This is a genomic window from Streptomyces sp. NPDC101219, assembly GCF_044767675.1.
Taxonomy (GTDB): domain Bacteria; phylum Actinomycetota; class Actinomycetes; order Streptomycetales; family Streptomycetaceae; genus Streptomyces.
In genome coordinates this window covers 357,647-375,994 of sequence record NZ_JBIWOK010000004.1, presented here as the reverse complement: position 1 = coordinate 375,994, position 18,348 = coordinate 357,647, and the positions used below count along the sequence as shown (strand labels likewise).

Here is an 18,348-nt window from a genome sequence, read left to right as displayed (position 1 = left end):
TGTCGCGGGCCCCGGTGCGGGGCCCGGTACGGGGGTCAGCCCTTCACGGCACCGGTGAGGCCGCCGACGATGCGCTTCTCGAAGACCGAGAAGAAGATCAGGGCGGGCAGCATGGCGAGCGAGGTGAAGGCGAGCACCTTCGCGGTGTCGGTGGAGTACTGGGAGGAGAACACCTGGACGCCGAGCGGCAGGGTGTAGTTGGCCTGCGAGTTGAGGACGTACAGGGGCAGCAGGTAGTTGTTCCAGCTGCCGACGAATCCGAGGATGCCGACGGTGACCACACCGGGCAGCGACAGCGGGACCACCATGCGGAAGAAGAATCCGATCCGGCTCATGCCGTCGATCGCGGCGGCCTCCTCGATCTCGTTCGGGATGGCCCGGAGGAAGGGCACGAGGATGATGACGGTCGTCGGCAGGCCGAAGGCGATCTGCGGGATGATCACGCCGAGCAGGTTGTCGACGAGGCCCAGGTCCTTGATGACGAGGTACAGCGGAGTGATCGCGATGACCATGGGGAACATCAGGCCGGCGGCGAACAGCGAGTACATCGCGCCCTTGAGCCTGAAGTCGTAGCGCGCGATGACGAAGCTGACCATCAGCCCGAGCGTGACGATGCCGACGGTGCTGGTGACCGCGACGATGAGGGAGTTGGCGAACTCCCCCCAGAACACGGACGACTTCAGCACGCCGACGTAGTTGCCGATCACCCAGGGGCGGGGCAGCGCGGCCGGGTCCGTGGTGATCTGCGCGTTGGTGCGGAAGCCGCCGAGCACGATGTAGAGCACCGGTGCGACGCAGACACCGACGAAGAGCAGCGCCACGAAGTAGGTGACGGGGCTGCCCCACTTCTGCGGCCGGTCGCGGCGGCCGGCGGACTTCGTCGGGTCCGGCGCGCGGGACGCCCGGGAGGGGGCGGTCGTCGCACTCATCACACGGTCCCTTCGGTGACGGCGCCCTTGAGGTCGCGGCGCAGGACGAGGCGCTGGTAGATCAGCGCGACGATGAGCGAGATCAGGAACATCACGACCGCGACGGCGCTGCCGTAGCCGTAGTTCCCCGCGTTGCGGCCCTGGGCGAGCATGTAGATCGCCATGGTCGAGGTGCCGGCGGTGCCCGACACGTACTGGCCCCAGATGATGTAGATGAGGTCGAACAGCTGCAGCGAGCCGATGATCGACAGGAAGGCCCAGATGCGGATCGTCGGTCCCAGCAGCGGCAGCGTGATGCGGCGCTGGATCTGCCAGTAGGAGGCGCCGTCGATCTGCGCGGCCTCGAAGATCTCGTCGGGGATCGACTGCAGGCCGGCGAGCATCAGGATCACGGCGAAGCCGATGTACTTCCACGTGATGATGCCCATCAGCGTCCAGATCGCCAGGTCCGGGTCGGCGATCCAGTCCGCTTCCAGGGAGCCCAGGCCGATGCAGCGGAGCAGGTCGTTGAGCGCGCCGTTGCTCTGGAGCATCAGGCTCCAGCCGGTGCCGACGATGACCTCGGAGATGATGTACGGCACGAAGATCAGGACACGGATCGTCGAGCGGCCGCGGATCCGCTGGTTGAGCAGCAGCGCGAGGCCGATCGCCAGCGGGCCCTGGATGACCAGGGAGAGCACCAGGATCAGGCCGTTGTGCCACAGCACGTCGTGGAACGCGGAGTCGGTGAGGATCAGCTTGTAGTTGTTCAGGCCGACCCAGTCGGTGGGTTCTCCGTAGCCCTTCCACTGGTAGAAGCCGTAGTACCCGGCGAGCACCACGGGGAAGATCACGAACGCCAGGAACGTGATGACGGCCGGTGCGGACAGGACCGCGATCTCCAGTCGCGTCCGGGCACGCCGCCGGCGGTGTGCAGCCGCTCGCGGCGGAGCCGGGGGCACGGACGTGGCCGCGTCCCCGGCTCCGGGCGTGCCCTGCGACTGGCGGCCGTCGGCCGTGTCAGTGCCCAGGGTGTCGCTCATGTCTGCTTACTCAGCCCTTCTCGGCGGCGGCCTTGACGTCCTTGACGATGTCGGCGGACGTGCCCTTGCCGGCCATGAGGTTCACGACGGCGATGTTCATGGCGTTGCCGACGTTCTGGCCGTACACGGTGTCGAGGAACTGCATGGAGTACGCGGCCTTGTTGAAGGCTTCCAGGGCCGAGATGTTGTAGGGCTCGGTGACGACGCCCTGGGCCTGCTTGTTCACCGGGATGGTGTCGAAGGCCTCGGCGTAGGCCTCCTGCTGCTCCTTGGTGACGACGAACTGGAGGAAGCCCAGGGCCTCCTTCGGCGCGTTCTTGGAGAGGGAGTAGCCGCCGGCGCCGCCCATGATGGCGGTCGGGTCGCCCTTGCCGCCGGACACCGACGGGAAGGGGAACCCGCCCAGGTCGGGGAGCGGCTTCTTGTCGGGGGTCAGGTCGGCGATGACACCGGGGTTCCAGTTGCCCATGAGCTCCATGGCCGCCTTGTGGTTGGCGATCATGCCCGCCGAGGATCCGGCGCCCTGCTGCGACGTCGCCGTCAGGAAGCCCTTCTGGAAGGGATCGGTGCCCAGGAGTTCGGCGAGGTCGTCACCGGCCTCGGTCCAGCAGGGGTCGTCGAAGGTGAGCGACTTCGCGGCCTCCTGCATGACCTCCTGGCTGCACTCGCGCAGGGCGAAGTTGTAGTACCAGTGCGCCGCCGGCCAGGCGTCCTTGGCGCCGACCGCGATCGGGGCCACCTTGATCGCCTTCAGCTTCGCGACGGCGTCCTGGAGTTCGTCCATCGTCGTCGGCGGCGCGGTGATACCGGCCTTCTCGAACAGGTCCTTGCTGTAGTAGATGCCCTCGGGCTGGGTGTCGAGCGGCATCGCGTAGACCTTGCCGTCGATCGAGACGCCTTCGAGGGCCGCCTCTCCCACGTTGCCCCGGTCGGTGTCGGTCAGTTCCAGTTCCTTGATCTGGCCGGCGTCGACCATGGCCTGCATCTTGCCGCCACCGCGCTGCAGGAAGATGTCGGGCGCGGAGTTCGAGTTGAGCGCGTTCTGCAGCTTGCCGTCGAGGTCCTCGTTCTGGACCGACTGGATCTTGATCGTCACGTCCGGGTGCAGCTCGTGGTAGGCCTTCGCGGCGTCCCGCCAGAACTCGGCCCCGCGCCCCTCCATCGCGTTCGTCCAGAGAGTCACCGTCCCCTGGCCGCCGGACGAACCGCCGCCGTCGTCTCCGCCGGCGCAGCCGACCGCGGCGAGTGCCAGGCACAGGCCGATCGAGGCAGCCGTCGCGCTGCGGGTTCTCCTCGTCATCGTGGGAACTCCCTGCTCTGTTGTCAGTGGTCGAGCTGCTGATGTGGTGCTGATGCGCTGAGTGATAGTTTGCGCAAACTAATGAACAGTCGCTGAGGTAGGAGCAAGGTGTACCGCCATAAATGAACGGTGAGCAACCAAGAGTTTTCGCAAGTTGTCCAATCGTTACCGACCCGACCGACACCGTTCGTGATGACGGACAGGCGCGCTGACAAGGCCATACGCACACCGCCGCACCCGCCCCGGCCCCCGGGGGCGCCGCACGCCCGACCGGCAGGCCGCCAAGGTGTCTTGACACCGTTTTCGGCGTCTCCCTACGGTGCGCAGCACGTCGAGCGAGAGCCGGTCCGGTCCACCCGCCCGCCCCGGCGTGCCCCGCCCGCTTCCCACCGCAGCGAAGGAACCCCCATGCGGATCGCCGTCCCCCGGCAGCCGACAGCCCGGCTCTCCGACGCCTGGCGCCACTGCGTCGGCACCGGCCGGTTCGACCTCGCACTGCGGCGCGACCACTACGAGTCGCTCGCCCTCGTGCAGCGGGAGATCGGCTTCCGCCACATCCGCGGTCACGGCCTGCTCAGCGACGGGGCGGGCGTGCACCAGCCCTACGAACACGCCGGCGAGCGGCGCGTGCGCCACGCCTTCACCTACGTCGACCAGGTCGTCGACACCTACCTGGAGCTGGGCATCGCGCCCTTCCTCGAACTCGGCTTCATGCCCTCACAGCTCGCCTCCGGCGACGCCACCGTCTTCTGGTGGAAGGGCAACATCACCCCACCCCGCGACGAGAAGGAATGGGTGGCCCTCGTCCGCGCCGTCGTCGGGCACCTGGTCGACCGCTACGGCATCGACCAGGTGCGCCGCTGGCCGATCGAGGTGTGGAACGAGCCCAACCTGGAGGCGTTCTGGTCCGCCGGCCAGGACGCCTACCACCGCCTCTACGAGGTCACCGCCCGGGCCGTCAAGGAGGTCGACGCCGAACTCCAGGTCGGCGGGCCCTCACTGGCGCCGGGCTACCAGGACGAGTGGATCGAACGCTTCGCCGAGTTCGTCGACACCCGTGACCTGCCGATCGACTTCGTCAGCCGCCACGCCTACTCCTCCGGCCCCGTCCAGCCCGTGCCGTTCGGCGCCCACCAGACCCTCATGCCGGCGTCCGCCCTGCTGGAACAGTTCGGTGCCCCCCGGCGGCAGCTGGCGGGCACCGGGCTCGCCGGACTGCCGCTCCACATCACCGAGTTCAACTCCTCCTACCGCCCGGACAACCCCGTCCACGACACCGCGTTCCACGCCGCCTACCTCGCGCCCGTCCTGGTGAACGGGGGCGACCTCGCGGACTCGTTCTCGTACTGGACGTTCTGCGACGTCTTCGAGGAAGTGGGCGTCCCCACCACGCCGTTCCACGGCGGCTTCGGACTGCTGGCGCACCGTCAGATCAAGAAGCCCACCTACCACCTGTACGCCTTCATGGCCGCGATGGGGGAGCAGATCCTCGCCCGGGGCGAGGACCACCTGGTGACCCGCCACGACGACGGACGCGTCACCGTCCTGGCCTGGGCACCGGCGGACCCCGGCGGCGGCGAACCCGTCGACGGCCACACCGTCCGGCTGTCCCTGCCCCTCGGCACCCCGGACACGCGGGGCTCCGCCTTCGCCCTGCGCCGCTCCGTGAGCGAGGACGCCGGCAACCCCTGGGCCGCCTGGCGCGAGATGGGCCGGCCGCTCGCCCCCGACCGGCGCCGCCTGGACGCCCTGCGCGAGGCCGCCGAACCCGCCCGCTCCCACCGGAGCGTGCCGGTCACCGGCGGGAGGGCCGACGTGGACCTCGTCCTGGCCCGTCACGAGGTGACACTGCTGGAGCTCACCCCCGTCGTCGACGAGACACCGCAGTGGTGGAGCGACGACCGGCTGCTCGGCCTGGGGGACGCGTGACATCGCGCAGAGGACCACAGCCGTGACCGGAACACCGCCCCTCCTCCTCGAACTCCTCCTCGCACGCCTCCAGTCGGCCGGACCGGCCGACGTCGTCTCCGTCGAACCGGTCACCGGGGGCCTCGCCGCCACCGCGGGCCTCGCACACCTCAGCGACGGCACGTCGCTGTTCGTCAAGGCCTTCGCCGAGCCGCCGTCGGACGACGTCTTCGCCGCGGAGGCCGAAGGGCTCACCGTGCTGCGCGAGGCGGGCGGCATCACCACGCCCCGGATCGTCCACGCGGACCGCGACCTGCTCGCCCTGTCCGTACTGAGCCCCAGACGGGACACCGCGGCCTTCTGGGAGCAGCTCGCGCACGCCCTCGCCCACCTGCACACCACCACCCGTCACCCCCGGTTCGGGTGGCACCGGGACAACTGGCTGGGCCGCCGCCGGCAGGTCAACACCTGGACCGACGACGGGTTCGAGTTCTTCGCCCGGCACCGTCTGCTGCGCTGGCTCCACGAGCCACGCGTCCGGGAGACGCTCGACTCCGCCGACCGGGCGGCCCTGGAACACCTGTGCGACCGGCTGCCCGAACTCCTGCCCGCCCGCCCCGCCTGCCTGACGCACGGCGACCTCTGGACGCAGAACGTCATGGCCGGCCCCGTCGGCCGGCCCGCGCTGATCGACCCCGCCGTGTCGTACACGTGGGCCGAGACCGACCTCGCCCACCTGTGGACGACGGCGCCACCGCCCGAGGCACACGCGTTCTTCGGCCTGTACGCCGAACTGACCGGACTCGACGATGACTGGCGCACCCGGATGCCCATCCTCCAGCTCCGTCAACACCTCGCCGTCATCGCCCAGTTCGACCCCGACTGGGGCGCCGCCGACCACGTCCGCGCCACCCTCGCCCCGTTCCGCCGACGGCCATGAACGTCCCCGGCCCGTAGCGAGGCCGGCCACCACCACTACCCCCGCTACCACCACCGCCCCCCCGGCCCCACCCCCCCCACGTACCCTCTCCCTGTGCCACCCTCCCGCCTCCACCGCGTCGCCGTCCTCGTCCTCGACGGCGCGAAACCGCTCGACGTCGGCATCCCCGCGCAGGTCTTCACCACCCGCGCGAGCATGCCGTACGAGGTGCGGGTGTGCGGAGCCGCACCCGGCCTCGTCACCGGCGGCGACGGCCTCGCCTACGCCGTCTCCCACGGCCTCGACGCGCTGACGTGGGCCGACATCGTGTTCGTCCCCGGCTACCGCTTCCCCGACCGCGAAGACCCGCCGCGCCCCGTCGTCGACGCGCTGATCGCCGCCCACGACCGCGGCGCCCGGCTCGCCGCCATCTCCACGGGCGCCTTCGCACTCGCCGCCACCGGCCTGCTCGACGGCAGACGCGCCACCACGCACTGGCACTACACGCGGGCGCTCAAGGCCCGGCATCCGCTCGTCCGGGTCGACGAGAACGTCCTCTTCGTCGACGAGGGCAGCGTGCTCACCTCCGCCGGCGCAGCCTCCGGCATCGACCTGTGCCTGCACATCCTGCGCGGCGACCTCGGAGTGGCCGCCTCCAACCACGCGGCCCGGCGGCTCGTCGCCGCCCCCTACCGCAGCGGCGGCCAGGCCCAGTACGTGCCGCGCAGCGTGCCCGAGCCGCTCGGCGAGCGGTTCGCCGACACCCGCGAGTGGGCACTGCACCGGCTCGGCGAACCCCTCACCCTGGACGTGCTGGCCCGGCAGGCCGGGGTCTCGCCGCGCACCTTCTCCCGGCGCTTCGTCGAGGAGACCGGCTACACGCCGATGCAGTGGGTGATGCGCGCCCGCCTCGACCTGGCCCGCGAACTGCTCGAACGTTCGCAGCGCAGCGTGGAACAGATCGCGGCCGACGTCGGACTCGGCACCGGCGCGAACCTGCGCCTGCACTTCCAGCGCGTCCTCGGCACCACACCCAGCGAGTACCGGCGCACCTTCACCCGGGGTGAGTGACCCGCCGGGACCCCCCCCGCCGAGACCCGCCCGGGCCCCGGCCGAGACCCGCCCGGGCCCCCGCCGGGGCCCGTCCGGACCCGTGCGGACCCGGCTGGCACGATCCTTTCGAACCATGGCATGTCCGCCACTGTCAGCGGCGCCAGCCACGAGCGAGCCTGGTGGTGAAGGGAAGGGACACCGCACATGACTCGCATCGCCATCAACGGATTCGGCCGGATCGGACGCAACGTGCTGCGCGCACTGCTGGAGCGCGACAGCACCCTGGAGGTCGTCGCCGTCAACGACCTCACGGAGCCCACCGCGCTCGCCCGGCTGCTCGCCTACGACAGCACCTCCGGCCGGCTCGGCCGCCCGGTGACCGTCGACGGGGACGACCTCGTCGTCGACGGCCGTCGCATCAAGGTGCTGGCCGAACGCGAGCCCGGCTCGCTGCCGTGGGCCGCCCTCGGCGTCGACATCGTCCTGGAGGCCACCGGCCGCTTCACCTCCGCCAAGGCGGCGGGCGCCCACCTCGACGCCGGGGCGCGGAAGGTCCTCGTCAGCGCACCGTCGGACGGCGCCGACGTCACCCTCGCCTACGGCGTCAACACCGACGCCTACGACCCGGCCGCGCACACGGTCGTCTCGAACGCCTCCTGCACCACCAACGCGCTCGCCCCGCTGGCCAAGGTCCTCGACGAACTCGCCGGCATCGAGCACGGGTTCATGACCACCGTGCACGCCTACACGCAGGAGCAGAACCTGCAGGACGGCCCGCACCGCGACGCCCGCCGGGCCCGCGCCGCCGCCGTCAACATCGTGCCGACGACGACCGGCGCCGCCAAGGCGATCGGCCACGTGCTGCCCAACCTCGACGGCAAGCTGTCCGGCGACTCCATCCGCGTCCCGGTCCCCGTGGGCTCGATCGTCGAGCTCAACACCACCGTCGCCCGCGATGTCACCCGCGACGACGTGCTCGAGGCATACCGTGCCGCAGCCGAAGGACCGCTGGCCGGCGTCCTCGAGTACTCGGACGACCCGCTCGTCTCGTCGGACATCACCGGCAACCCGGCCTCGTCCATCTTCGACTCGGCCCTCACACGCGTCGACGGCCGCCACATCAAGGTCGTCGCCTGGTACGACAACGAGTGGGGCTTCTCGAACCGGGTGATCGACACGCTGGAACTGCTGGCGGCGGGCTGACCCGACAGCCGGCGGAACCACGCCCGGGTGACCGGCGGCTGCGGCAGGGCTTCGTCCGCTGCCGCCGCCGGTGTCCGGGGCGGGCCCGGCCCGCGGCTGTTCCCGCCGGCGGACCGGCCCGTGCCGACGCGCCAGGCCTGCTTCAGGAACCCCCGCCGTCCGAACTTCCCGCAACGAACGTGCCCTTGTCCAAAATGTTCTCGACCGCCTGCCCGTCGGCCGGGGTGAACCGGCCGTGCGGCAGCGGCAGTCCCAGGGCCGAGGCCAGCTCCAGGAGCTTGACATCGGTCAGTGCCTCGACGAGGACAGCGAGCTCGGCGGCCGCGCGGCGCGCCGCGGTCCAGGCCGACAGGTACAGCGCCGCCCCGGCCAGCCCCGCCGGCCACCACAGGAGCCCCAGAGCCAGGTAGCCGAGGGACCACGCGGCCCGCACCGAGGCGGCGGTGTACTGGTTCCAGGCCTGCTGGACGGGCGCGCGTTGGCTGTCGTCGCACAGCTGCCACATCCGGGGCCAGATCCTCGCGAGCGCCACCCCGTACTGGACGTCCACCCGCTTCTCGACGAGCAGCAGGTGGTCGCCGATGCGCGTCGCCCGCTCCGGGCGGTAAGGGGGAGCGAGACGGTGACCCGGCCGGGCCTCGTTCTCGGCCTGGCGGACGCGTCTGCGGAGGAAGACGGCGAGCAGAACGCCGCTCACCCGGCCGCGCCCCAGCCACAGCCGGGCAAGGGGGCGGCTCAGCTCGGCAGCGACGCCGGCCGAGATCGCCGCCGTGAGCGTCACCAGCGCGGCGAGCGCCAGCCGGTGCGGCGTGCTCACCAGCCAGCGCGACGGCTTCTCGTCCAACCGGTCGCTCAGCAGGGCCGGGTCCAGGGCGTGCGCCGCGCCGAGCGGGTGCAGACACCAGGACAGCGCCAGCGTCAGTGAGAACAGCAGACCGGGCACGGCCAGCAGAGCGACCCACCGCTCGGCCAGCTTGCCGCCCAGACCGTTGAGAAGGCTGTCCATGACGTCGCCGTCTAGGAGTCGAGCCGGTGAGTGGTGGGGTGCAGCGGCCGGTCGTCGAGGTGACACCACGGCTCGCGCGCGTCTTCGCCACGGCCACGCGGCGGGCACATGGCTCGGGGGCAGTGGAAGCGCTGCCCGACCGGGGACGCGTCCCACACCTCGTGCAGCGGCATCTCGCCAGGGCCCCGCGGGGTGCCGGTCTCGTACAGCAGCAGCGCCGCCAGCGCCTCCGGTGCCGGGCGGCCGTCCTGGACGGCTGTCACCTGGGCCTCCAGTTCCGTCCGCCAGCCGTAGCGGTCCGCCTCGGAACGCAGCAGCGGCAACCGCTCGCAGAACCAGGCGTGCGCCAGTGCGGGATCCTCCGGGGGCGCGCTCAGATCGTAGGGAGGCGGCGGGGCGGCCGGTGGTGTGCCCCGGCGGGAACGTCGTCTGAAGAGCGGCGGCATGAGTCAACTCTGCCTCGTCCAGCGGTGATTCAGGGGCCGATGTGGGAGAAAGGCGCCCAGCGCACGGGATTGCTCCGGTCCTGGTCACGCAGGCGGCGCTGCGCGTGGTGGAGGGCCAGGGCGGGCTCACACCCCTCCGTCAGCAGCAAACGGTAGAAGTCGTCCGCGACCGTCGGGCCGTCCGCGCTGTCGATCTGCCACATGGTCCCGATCACGTGGGAGAAGCCGTTCAGGTGGAAGGCGGCGGCCGGGTGGAGCACTTCGTCCCTGGCCCGGGCGTCCGGGAGAGCCGTGACGCAGGCGGACAGGAAGGCCATCCGGTCACCCGTCAGGTTCATGTCCGCCAGTTCGTCCAGACCGAGAGAGCCGTCATACAGCTTCAGACCGTGCTCGTCACCGTGGCAGGCGATGTGCACCCACGGATGGGTGTGCAGGGCGCGTCGCATCGCGGCGACGGTGGCCTTCTCCTCGCCCAGTGCGGTGGCCGCGGGGAACCGGGCCGCCACCATCGCCGCTTCCTCCTGCGCGTGGACGAGTTCGGGGTGAGTCCCCGGGGTCCTCCGCAGTGAGGCGACGAGCATCGCCGGAGGCGGGGACAGAGGTGCCGGGACCGGTGCGTCCCCACGGGACTCCCGCAACGCCCACAGGCTGGGCGTGTAGGAGGAGACGACATGGTCGATCAGCGCCGGGCCGTTCTTCTGGTCGTGATACCCGGCCAGGTGCATCGGGACCGCCGACAGCGGACCGGTCGGGCACCACCAGATCCGACGGTCCGGACCGAGATACGGCTCGACCACGTCCAGGACGGGTACGGCGATGGTGTCCCAGAGGTGACGACCGAGCATGCGGGCGGCCATGCCCCGGCGCCCGGGGAGAAGCAGACCACCCGCCCAGACGGTCAGCTGGGCCGGGTCCGCGCCGGGAAGCGGAAGGTGCACGGGGTCACGGTCGGCCGTCACCACGACCGCGGAACAGCCGATGTCACTGACGTTGACGACGACGACGGGCCCGCAGCGCGCCGCGACCCGGAGATCATCGAAGTCCCTGCGCGTCACGAGAGACTGTCCTGCCCCCAGCTTCTCCCACTGGGCTGCCCGTTCGGCACGGACCCCGGCCGCGTGGTGCCCTGACAGCAGGTCGTCGCGTCTGCTCACGGGATAACCGGGTCTGTCCAGTTCCCTGCGGAGCGCCTGCCACCGGTCCGCGGCCCCGGACGGCGCGGCGGCCCGTCGCAGTCCGCGGGTCTGCGACCAGATGACGGTCCGGCCCGTCTCCAGCAGTTCCACTGCCCAGGCGACGTGGCCCAGGGACAGGGCGATGCCCGCGAACACGGGAGGTGGCACCGCCTGGCTGCCGAGCACCACCCTCCGGTCGTCGAGGCTCAGTCCGACCGACGCGTACTGCTGGGTCGCCGCCAGCGCGACCTCGTACCAGCGGAGTGCTGCCCTTGGGTCCTCCTCCACGGCCAGCTGGGCCTTGAGCATGGCGGCCATCATGTTCAGCGGGTAGGACACATCGGGCAGGGCGTCCACCCGCTCCAGCACGTTCACCACCAGCCCCCGTTCCGGACCGGCCGTCCAGTCCGGAACCTGGACGGCCGTGTACAGCAGCATGGCCAGCCCCTCCTCTGCGTCGAGGCCCCCCTCCGCCAGGTCCTCGGCGGTCGAGCGCGCCTCCGACAGGTCGTCACCACGTCCGGTCAGCTCGTGCCGGAGCACCAGCGCCCGGATCAGTGCGGCGGACGGACCGGCCGGCCGCAGCGCCTCGACCGCCCGGTCCAGGGCGTCCCCGTCCCCCTGCCGCTCGTACTGCTTGACCAGAAGCCGGCCGAGGACCCCGCCGGCCGCCTCCCGCGGAAGCAGCGGCGCGGCCTGTCCGGCCAGGGCCAGAGCCCGGTCGAGGTCGTCGGCACCGGCGACGGGGTCCCTCGTGTGGCGCAGCCCCAGCGCCCACGCGAGGGTCAGGGCGACAGCCGCACGCGCCTCGCGGCCGGCGAGGAACGGCGGCCGGTGGTGGAGGCCCTCCAGCACCAGTAGTGCCGTGTCCAGGTGCGGCCCTGCTTGCGTACGGTTGTACTCGGTCATCAGGGCCTCTGCGAAGAGCAGGCGCATCTTCACCTGCTCAACCCACAGCGGGCTGACCCGGAACATCAGACCCGGAGCGCTCAGACGCGTGATCCGGGCCAGGGTGCGCAGCACACTGTCGAGCAACTCCCCTTGGGGCCCATCCGCGTTGATACGCAGGAGCATGCTGATCAGCACCCCTTCGCGGTAGGGCCGCTCGGCGAACTCCTCACTCAGCTCAAGGATTGCCCGGGACAGTTGGTCCTGATCACCTTGCGCGCGAAGCAGGGTCAAGCGACGCCAGTAGCGCCGCGCACGGGAGAAGTGGTCCGTCAGCCACGGACCGGCGACGAGGAGATAGACGGTCAGCATCGCGACCAGCGAGCCGACGAACCAGGCCAACGGACGGTCGGCGAGCAGCCAGCGGGTGAGGGTCCGCCCTGCCGGGACACCAGCCGCCGCATCGAGCAGGAGCAGCGTGAGCAGCACGCAATCCGAGGGCAGCGAAGCCCAGCCGAGCGCACCGAGGGAGAGCGCGACCGGACGCTGCCGCCAGGCGCCCATACCGATACGGATGTCGTCCCGGCGCCACCGGAACGCTCCCGCGACCAGCAGGGTGACCGTGAACGCTATGACGGGGTACGTGAACGGCACGACCCCGTCCGGCGTCAGCACCGTGCGGCGGCCACTGTCGGGATCCGCGTCCAGGACGAACGAGAGCCCGTCCCGCTGTCCGAGCCACCACCCCCATCCGCCCATCCCGGCAGCACCGACAAGGACCGCTCCGCTCAGCCACCGCATGGGGGCAGTATGGCGAACTCACCCTTGCCCTCGAAGGGGGTTACAGGCCGCCTGGCACCTGGCGGGCCTCCGCAAGGAGCCGCCCGCGGCTGCCACGGCTCCGCGCGCCGAGTACGCCGCCCTGGGGAAGGCGCAGGCGGAAGAGGTCAGCCGGCTCGCCGCACTTCTCCCAGCCGGGGCCCGGTGACAGCCCGGACTCACTGGGAAGAGCCACAACCAGCGTCGCGGAGCTCGCTCGGGCCAGGCTGGTCGCCTACACCGGGGGAGAACCGGTCTCGATCGGCGGCCGGCTCAACTCCTGCTACCCGCGATCAGCTTTGTGCTGCGATCACCAGCGCCGGCGGCAGGTCCGACCGCCGGCGCCCCGACCACCGGAGAAGTGAGGACAGGGCGCCGCGAGAACATCAGGTCAGGTGTGCCAGGAACGGGCTCGCAGCTCCACTCCACGTCACACTCAGCGCCTCCCGGGCGCGGGTGCAGGCCACGAACAGCAGGCAGCGCTCCCGCAGCAGGTCGGCTTCGTGCTGCAGAGCATCCGCCTCGCGCTGCGTGATCTCCCGGGCGAACGGGACGGCGCCCTCGCCGACGCCGAGGACGGACACCGCCCGGAACTCCAGCCCTTTCATCGCGTGCATGGTCGCCAGCCGCACCCCCTCGGTGCCCTGCGCGGTCTGCCCCTTGACGCGGAGCACCGGTATGCCGGCGGCCTTCAGCTTCTCCTCCGCGGCGTCCAGGGAGAGGTTGAAGCGCGCGCACACGCCGATCTCGTGCGGAGCCAGACCCTCGTCCAGCAGGCCCCGCACCCGGTCCACTAGGGCCTCCGTCTCTTCCTGACGGGTGGCGTAGCCCTGCGCCTGGGGGTGGCGCCCGTGCAGCAGCGAACGGTACCCGGCGAGTGAGTCCGTGCCGTCGCCGTCGAGCGCGTCGACCGTGACCGGCGCCAGGAGCCGCGCCGACCAGGCGAGGATCTCCTCGGTCGACCGGTAGTTGACGCGCAGGCGGAAGCTGCGGCCGGCCGTGGCGATGCCCAGCGACCCGAGGGACACCCGGGAATCGTAGATCCGCTGGTGGGGGTCGCCGGTGATGAACAGGTCATCGGGACCCGGGGACACGGCGGCACGCAGCACTCGCCACTGCGCGGGGTGCAGATCCTGTGCCTCGTCGATCACGACATGGGCGTAGGGGGCGGGTCCCCCGGCGAGGAGATCAGCGGCGCGTGCGCAGATCCCCAGGTGCGTGGTCTCACCGCGGTCCCGCAGCAGCCGTTCGAAACGCTCGACGCCGCTCCACACCTCCCTGCGGCGCGCAGGCCCGAGACCGGTGCCGCGTCCCCGGCGGCTCGCGCCGAGGTAGGCGCCGAGGTCGCGGAGGTCCTGACCGAGGACGACGTGACGGTACTCCTGCGCCAGGAAACGGGCGGTGAACGACAGGTCGAGCTGCTTGACGACCTTCTCCCACAGCTGCCGCTGCTCCCGGTCCCCGATCGGTCTGGGCGTGGTCGCCGCCGCCCCTCGCAGCACGCCGTGGGCGAAGGCGTCCACGGTGGTCACGTCGACCCGCGCCAGCAGTTCCTCGTCCTCGTCGAGCAGCAGGCCGAGCATGTCGCGCAGGCCGGCGGCGAGCGCGTTCGTGTACGTGGTGAGCAGCACACGGCTGTCGTCGGAGCGGCCCAGCAGGTGCTTGACGCGGTGCAGGGCGGCCACCGTCTTGCCCGTTCCGGGACCGCCGGTGACCTGGACAGGGCCCCCGAAGGAGGTCCGGTGGGCGACCCGTCGCTGCGAGGGGTGGAGGAAGACCCGCCAGGCGGCGAACGGCTTGACCAGGGCCTCCTCCAGCTCCTGCGGGCCCGTCACCAGACGGATACGCGCGGGGGTGTTGGCGATCACCGTGGCCAGGTCCTCGACCGGCTCGGCGGGCGCGTCGGCGGGCCGGCGGACGGCCACGACGTCCCGGTACACCTCTTCGGGGCTGAACCCCTCGGCGAGATACTGCAGTACCTCCAGCTGGTCCTCCGGGAGGAGCGTGGAGAACGCCTCCAGCTGAGCCTTGCTCGCCAGGGAGCGGGCGGCGCGCAGTACCTGGTCGTCGATGCCGAGCTCACGCAGCGTGCCGTCCGAGACGTGCTCGAAGAGCAGCCGGGACGCGGAGCGGGACGCGGTCTCGTACACCGGGGTCAGCTCGTCCAGGGCGACGGCGTTGCGCACCTCCAGGGCACGGGTCGCGGAGTTCGCGCTGTAGAGGCGCTTCGCGGCCCAGGTGTAGGCGTCGTCGTGCGGCAGCACGTTCACGAGGAGGAAGACGTCGCTGCCGTCGTCGGGCGCCAGGACGACACCGCGCCAGAAATCCGTGATGCGGATGGTGCGCATGCGTTTGTCACGGGCGTTCTCGACCGACTCCAGATGCAGTCCCTTGTCGGCGTTGAGTTCGGCGGCGCTCATGGTCTGGAACTTCGCCATGGCCTTGCGCACTCCGGCCCGGACCGGTTTCTCGAGGGTGTCGTAGCCGTCCCAGAAACTCTGGGCGAAGGCGAGCCGGGGCATACGGTGTCTTCCTTTCCGTCGGGGATTCCGTCGGGACGAGGGGCCATGGTCACGCGGGGGGAGCAGGCACGGGCCAGGCGGCCGGCGATCTCGCGCAGGGCCGACATGAGCTGCCGCGGTTCACAGTCGAGGTCGACGCTGTGCCGGTACAGCCGCACTCCTCGCCCGTCCGTCCCCACTGCGGTCCCGCGCACCTCGTGGAAGCGTGTGGGCAGCCCCCCGGCCGCGTACACCAGGTGCGCCTCGGGCAGGCCGAGCGCGGTGGCGTACGCGAGGGCCTGGTACAGGTCGGCGTTGAGGCGGCCGTCGCCCTTCTCCACCTTGTACTTGGCGTCGACGACGGCCACCGGTGTCCGGCCGTCACCGGTGCGCACCACGAGGTCGGGGCGGATCCGTACGAGGCCGGCGATGTCCAGGTGGTGGCGGTCCTGCAGGCGAGGGACCAGCCCCTGCTCCTGGAGCGCTGTGCTCAGCGCGACGGTGACGAAGTCCTCGAACAACTGGTTCATGTCGAACAGGAAGCCGTCCACGGCGAGCGGATCCGCCCCCGGCGGCTGGTGCTCCGGTGAGGAGCCGCGCAGGACGGCCTCGCCGAGCCGCAGGGCCGGCTGGTAGCGCGCGTTGAGGCGGGAGGGCTGCCAGCGCGGCAGTTCCTGTCCCCGGACCAGGGGGAGCGCGTCGGCGAGACGGACCCGCTGGTGCGCCAGCCGCCGCCGCACGGGGCCGGGAACGCCGGGCAGCCGCAACAGCCGCTCGACGACCGCGCGCAGAATGCGGTTCTCGGCGGTGTCCGCGGTGTAGGCGTCGTACGCGATCTCCACGGGAGGTGTGCGGCCGAAGTGCCGCCGGATCTGCTCGGCCTCGCGGATCCGCCCGCGCACCACCAGCGACGTCTCCTCCACCTCCCGGTAGCCCTGGAGAACCCCCCGGCGCAGCGCCGCGTCGATCCGCCGCTCCACGGCGTGGGCGAGCGCGGGCACCACGTCGTCGTACGCACCGGTGTCGACGACGCCCTCCCGTTCGTCGCGCCACGCCCGTTCCGGGTCGAGGCTGAAGCCGAGCAGGAAGAAGATCCGGCTCACCGGGGTCTTGGGCATGATCCGCAGCACCGGACCGCCGGGCGTACGGAGTGCGCCGACCCGGTTCCCCGCCCGCAGCAGCCAGTGACCGTCCTGGGCCGGGTCCGGCGTGGCGCTCTGGAGTACGCCGGAGCCGGCGAGGGCCCGGCCGGCCGCGGCGCCGAGCGGCACGGAGACGGCGGGCCCGTACTCGTGCAGCACCACGTCCGGCACGGGTGCCGTCATGCCGGCCGCTCGCGCAGCGAGCCGAGACCATAACGCGTGGCGACGTCGATGCCCTCACCGTAATGATGTTCTTCGAGGAGCGGCAGGATCTTCGTGCGCCAGGTCCGCTCGAGGCCGCCGTCGCGGTACACGCCCGGCTTCATCAGGTACGAGGGACCGATCGCGAAGTCCGCGTCGTCGATACGGGAGTTGAGAGCGTCGAGGAGGCGGGCAGGCTCAGCATCGCGGCCTTCTCGTTCGAGCCAGCGTGCGAGCAGCCCGGAGGTCGGCTCGGTGCGCGGGGACAGCTCGACGAACGCGAAGCGGCGCCGCATGGCCGCGTCGACCAGCGCGATCGACCGGTCGGCGGTGTTCATCGTGCCGATCACGAAGAGGTTGGGCGGCAGCGGGAAGTCGTCCCCGGAGTAGGTGAGCCGCACCGACCGGTCCCGGTACTCCAGCAGGAAGTACAACTCCCCGAACACCTTGGCCAGGTTGGCGCGGTTGATCTCGTCGATGATCAGGAAGTGCGGGACGTGTCGGTTGCCCTCGCGGGAGGCGAGGTCGGCGAGCTCCCGCAGCGGGCCGGCGGTCAGCCGGAACGCCACCTCCCGCGTCTCGGGGTCCTCCACCGGCCGGAACCCCTCGAAGAAGTCCTCATAGGCGTACGACGGATGGAACTGCACGATCTTGACCTGCTCCGGGCCGCCGCCGAAGTGCTCGGCCAGCTTCATCGCCAGGTACGTCTTGCCCGTGCCCGGTGGACCGTAGAACACCAGCTGCTTCTCGTCGAGCAGGAGCTCGCGCAGTTCCTCCAGCCACGCCCGGTCGTGGACCAGGAGGTCGCCGGCGAGCGCGTCGCTGATCTCGGGCAGGGTCAGTTCCTTCGGCACCGGCCGCTCAAGGGTCTGCACGACCTCGGGCTCGTCCGTACCGCCCGCCTCACCGGCCAGCCCGTCCAGAGCGTCCAGGACACCGGTCAGATCGACCACGTCGTGCTGCACGGACAACTTCTGCCGCAGTTCACCGGGCAGTTCGTCGTACGCGTGACCGTCCGACTGCCAGGTGACCGGCCGTCGCAGGTTGGACAGCCCGCCCGGCGACGAGGCCTGCACGGCGTCCCCGGTGATCCGGCCGAGGTACAGCCGGTCGTCGTCGTAGGTGGCCACGGTGTCCCCGACGCGCATCTGCGTCAGGAACGCGTGCAACTCGTCCACCAGGCCCTGCTTCTGGTGGTACGAGGCCGCCCCCTCGTAGCCCTCCTCGACGAAGCGGCGCAGCGCGCTCTTGGTCGGGTCGGACTCCTCCAGCGGCGGCAGGTGCGCGCCGGACAGCGACACGAACCCTTCCTTCAGCCACTGCTGCCGCACCAGGTTGTGACCCGAGACGTTCGAGCCGCGCACCAGCCACGCCTTGTGCGGGGGGCGCCAGCCGGTGGACTGGTAGTCGGAGAGCGGGTGGCCCTCGTCGGTGCGCCAGGACTCCGGGCCGGAGGCGTCGTAGCCGTACACCAGCGCGGCGGCGGCCGACGAGGAGTTGCACTCGATGTCCCGCGTCACCACCCAGCGCGCGGGCGCGTCCTGTGGCCGGCCGGAGGCGGCCGGGGCGTCCACGAGCGCGCCGTCCGCGCGGAGTTCCGCCCGGAACCGGCGCGCGTGGCGGCCGAGCCCCGGCCACTCCTCGGCGGTCACGAGGGATCCCTCGCGCAGCAGGAACGTGTTCGTCCCGTTGCCGCCGAACCGCGTCAGCAGGTACCCGCGCGCCTCGGCACCGTCCTGCGGCAGCTTGATGCGGAAGTCGGGCGTGCCGGGGAGGCGGTCGGGCTGCGGCATGGTGACCTTCCGAAAGGGCTGGTCTGTCTCGGACAGCGCACAA

13 protein-coding genes are annotated in these 18,348 nt (G+C 71.3%); 4 read left to right on the top strand and 9 right to left on the bottom strand.

The window, feature by feature from the left end:
* Positions 1-35 precede the first annotated feature (35 nt).
* Genes ACIRPP_RS10350 through ACIRPP_RS10340 form a run of 3 tightly spaced genes read right to left on the bottom strand, consistent with a single transcriptional unit; the run spans position 36 to position 3,251 of the window.
* Positions 36-929, bottom strand: coding sequence for a carbohydrate ABC transporter permease (locus tag ACIRPP_RS10350; protein WP_403639791.1), 894 nt, complete (start codon positions 927-929; stop codon positions 36-38).
* A complete protein-coding gene (locus tag ACIRPP_RS10345) occupies positions 929-1,951 on the bottom strand; it encodes a carbohydrate ABC transporter permease (protein WP_403639788.1) in 1,023 nt (340 codons plus the stop codon). Before ACIRPP_RS10345 ends, ACIRPP_RS10350 begins: the two co-directional genes overlap by 1 nt.
* 10 nt (positions 1,952-1,961) lie before the next feature.
* Positions 1,962-3,251, bottom strand: coding sequence for an ABC transporter substrate-binding protein (locus ACIRPP_RS10340; protein ID WP_403639785.1), 1,290 nt, complete (start codon positions 3,249-3,251; stop codon positions 1,962-1,964).
* A gap of 408 nt (positions 3,252-3,659) precedes the next feature.
* Between ACIRPP_RS10340 and ACIRPP_RS10335 the strand changes: the two genes are divergently transcribed.
* The 4 genes from ACIRPP_RS10335 to gap all read left to right on the top strand — a co-directional run bounded on the left by ACIRPP_RS10335 (position 3,660) and on the right by gap (position 8,334).
* Positions 3,660-5,180 carry a xylan 1,4-beta-xylosidase gene (locus ACIRPP_RS10335; protein WP_403639782.1) on the top strand — a complete coding sequence of 507 codons (1,521 nt, stop codon included), beginning with the start codon at positions 3,660-3,662 and terminating at the stop codon, positions 5,178-5,180.
* A 22-nt stretch (positions 5,181-5,202) separates the two neighbouring features.
* Positions 5,203-6,099 carry a fructosamine kinase family protein gene (locus ACIRPP_RS10330; protein ID WP_403639779.1) on the top strand — a complete coding sequence of 299 codons (897 nt, stop codon included), beginning with the start codon at positions 5,203-5,205 and terminating at the stop codon, positions 6,097-6,099.
* 93 nt (positions 6,100-6,192) lie between these two features.
* Positions 6,193-7,149, top strand: a complete 957-nt coding sequence (locus ACIRPP_RS10325) for a GlxA family transcriptional regulator (protein WP_403639776.1) — start codon at positions 6,193-6,195, stop codon at positions 7,147-7,149.
* A 186-nt stretch (positions 7,150-7,335) separates the two neighbouring features.
* Complete coding sequence (gene gap / locus ACIRPP_RS10320) at positions 7,336-8,334, top strand: type I glyceraldehyde-3-phosphate dehydrogenase (RefSeq protein WP_403639772.1); 999 nt, start codon at positions 7,336-7,338, stop codon at positions 8,332-8,334.
* Between the two features lie 142 nt (positions 8,335-8,476).
* Here the strand turns inward: gap and ACIRPP_RS10315 are convergent, their stop codons facing one another.
* The 6 genes from ACIRPP_RS10315 to ACIRPP_RS10290 form a co-directional block, all read right to left on the bottom strand.
* Positions 8,477-9,340: a hypothetical protein gene (locus ACIRPP_RS10315; protein ID WP_403639770.1), complete on the bottom strand. Its 864-nt coding sequence runs from the start codon at positions 9,338-9,340 to the stop codon at positions 8,477-8,479.
* 11 nt (positions 9,341-9,351) lie between these two features.
* Positions 9,352-9,786 (bottom strand): hypothetical protein, encoded by a 435-nt coding sequence (locus ACIRPP_RS10310; protein ID WP_403639767.1) that lies wholly within the window; start codon positions 9,784-9,786, stop codon positions 9,352-9,354.
* 29 nt (positions 9,787-9,815) lie between these two features.
* The gene (locus tag ACIRPP_RS10305) at positions 9,816-12,650 is read right to left on the bottom strand and encodes a CHAT domain-containing protein (protein WP_403639764.1); all 2,835 of its coding nucleotides are present in this window, start codon (positions 12,648-12,650) and stop codon (positions 9,816-9,818) included.
* 404 nt (positions 12,651-13,054) lie between these two features.
* Complete coding sequence (locus tag ACIRPP_RS10300) at positions 13,055-15,190, bottom strand: UvrD-helicase domain-containing protein (protein ID WP_403639761.1); 2,136 nt, start codon at positions 15,188-15,190, stop codon at positions 13,055-13,057.
* Positions 15,085-16,494 (bottom strand): McrC family protein, encoded by a 1,410-nt coding sequence (locus tag ACIRPP_RS10295; protein WP_403639758.1) that lies wholly within the window; start codon positions 16,492-16,494, stop codon positions 15,085-15,087. Before ACIRPP_RS10295 ends, ACIRPP_RS10300 begins: the two co-directional genes overlap by 106 nt.
* Entirely contained in the window at positions 16,491-18,305 is a 1,815-nt protein-coding gene (locus tag ACIRPP_RS10290) for a DUF4357 domain-containing protein (RefSeq protein ID WP_403639755.1), read from the bottom strand. The genes ACIRPP_RS10295 and ACIRPP_RS10290 overlap by 4 nt, the downstream gene beginning before the upstream one ends.
* Between the last annotated feature and the right edge of the window lie 43 nt (positions 18,306-18,348).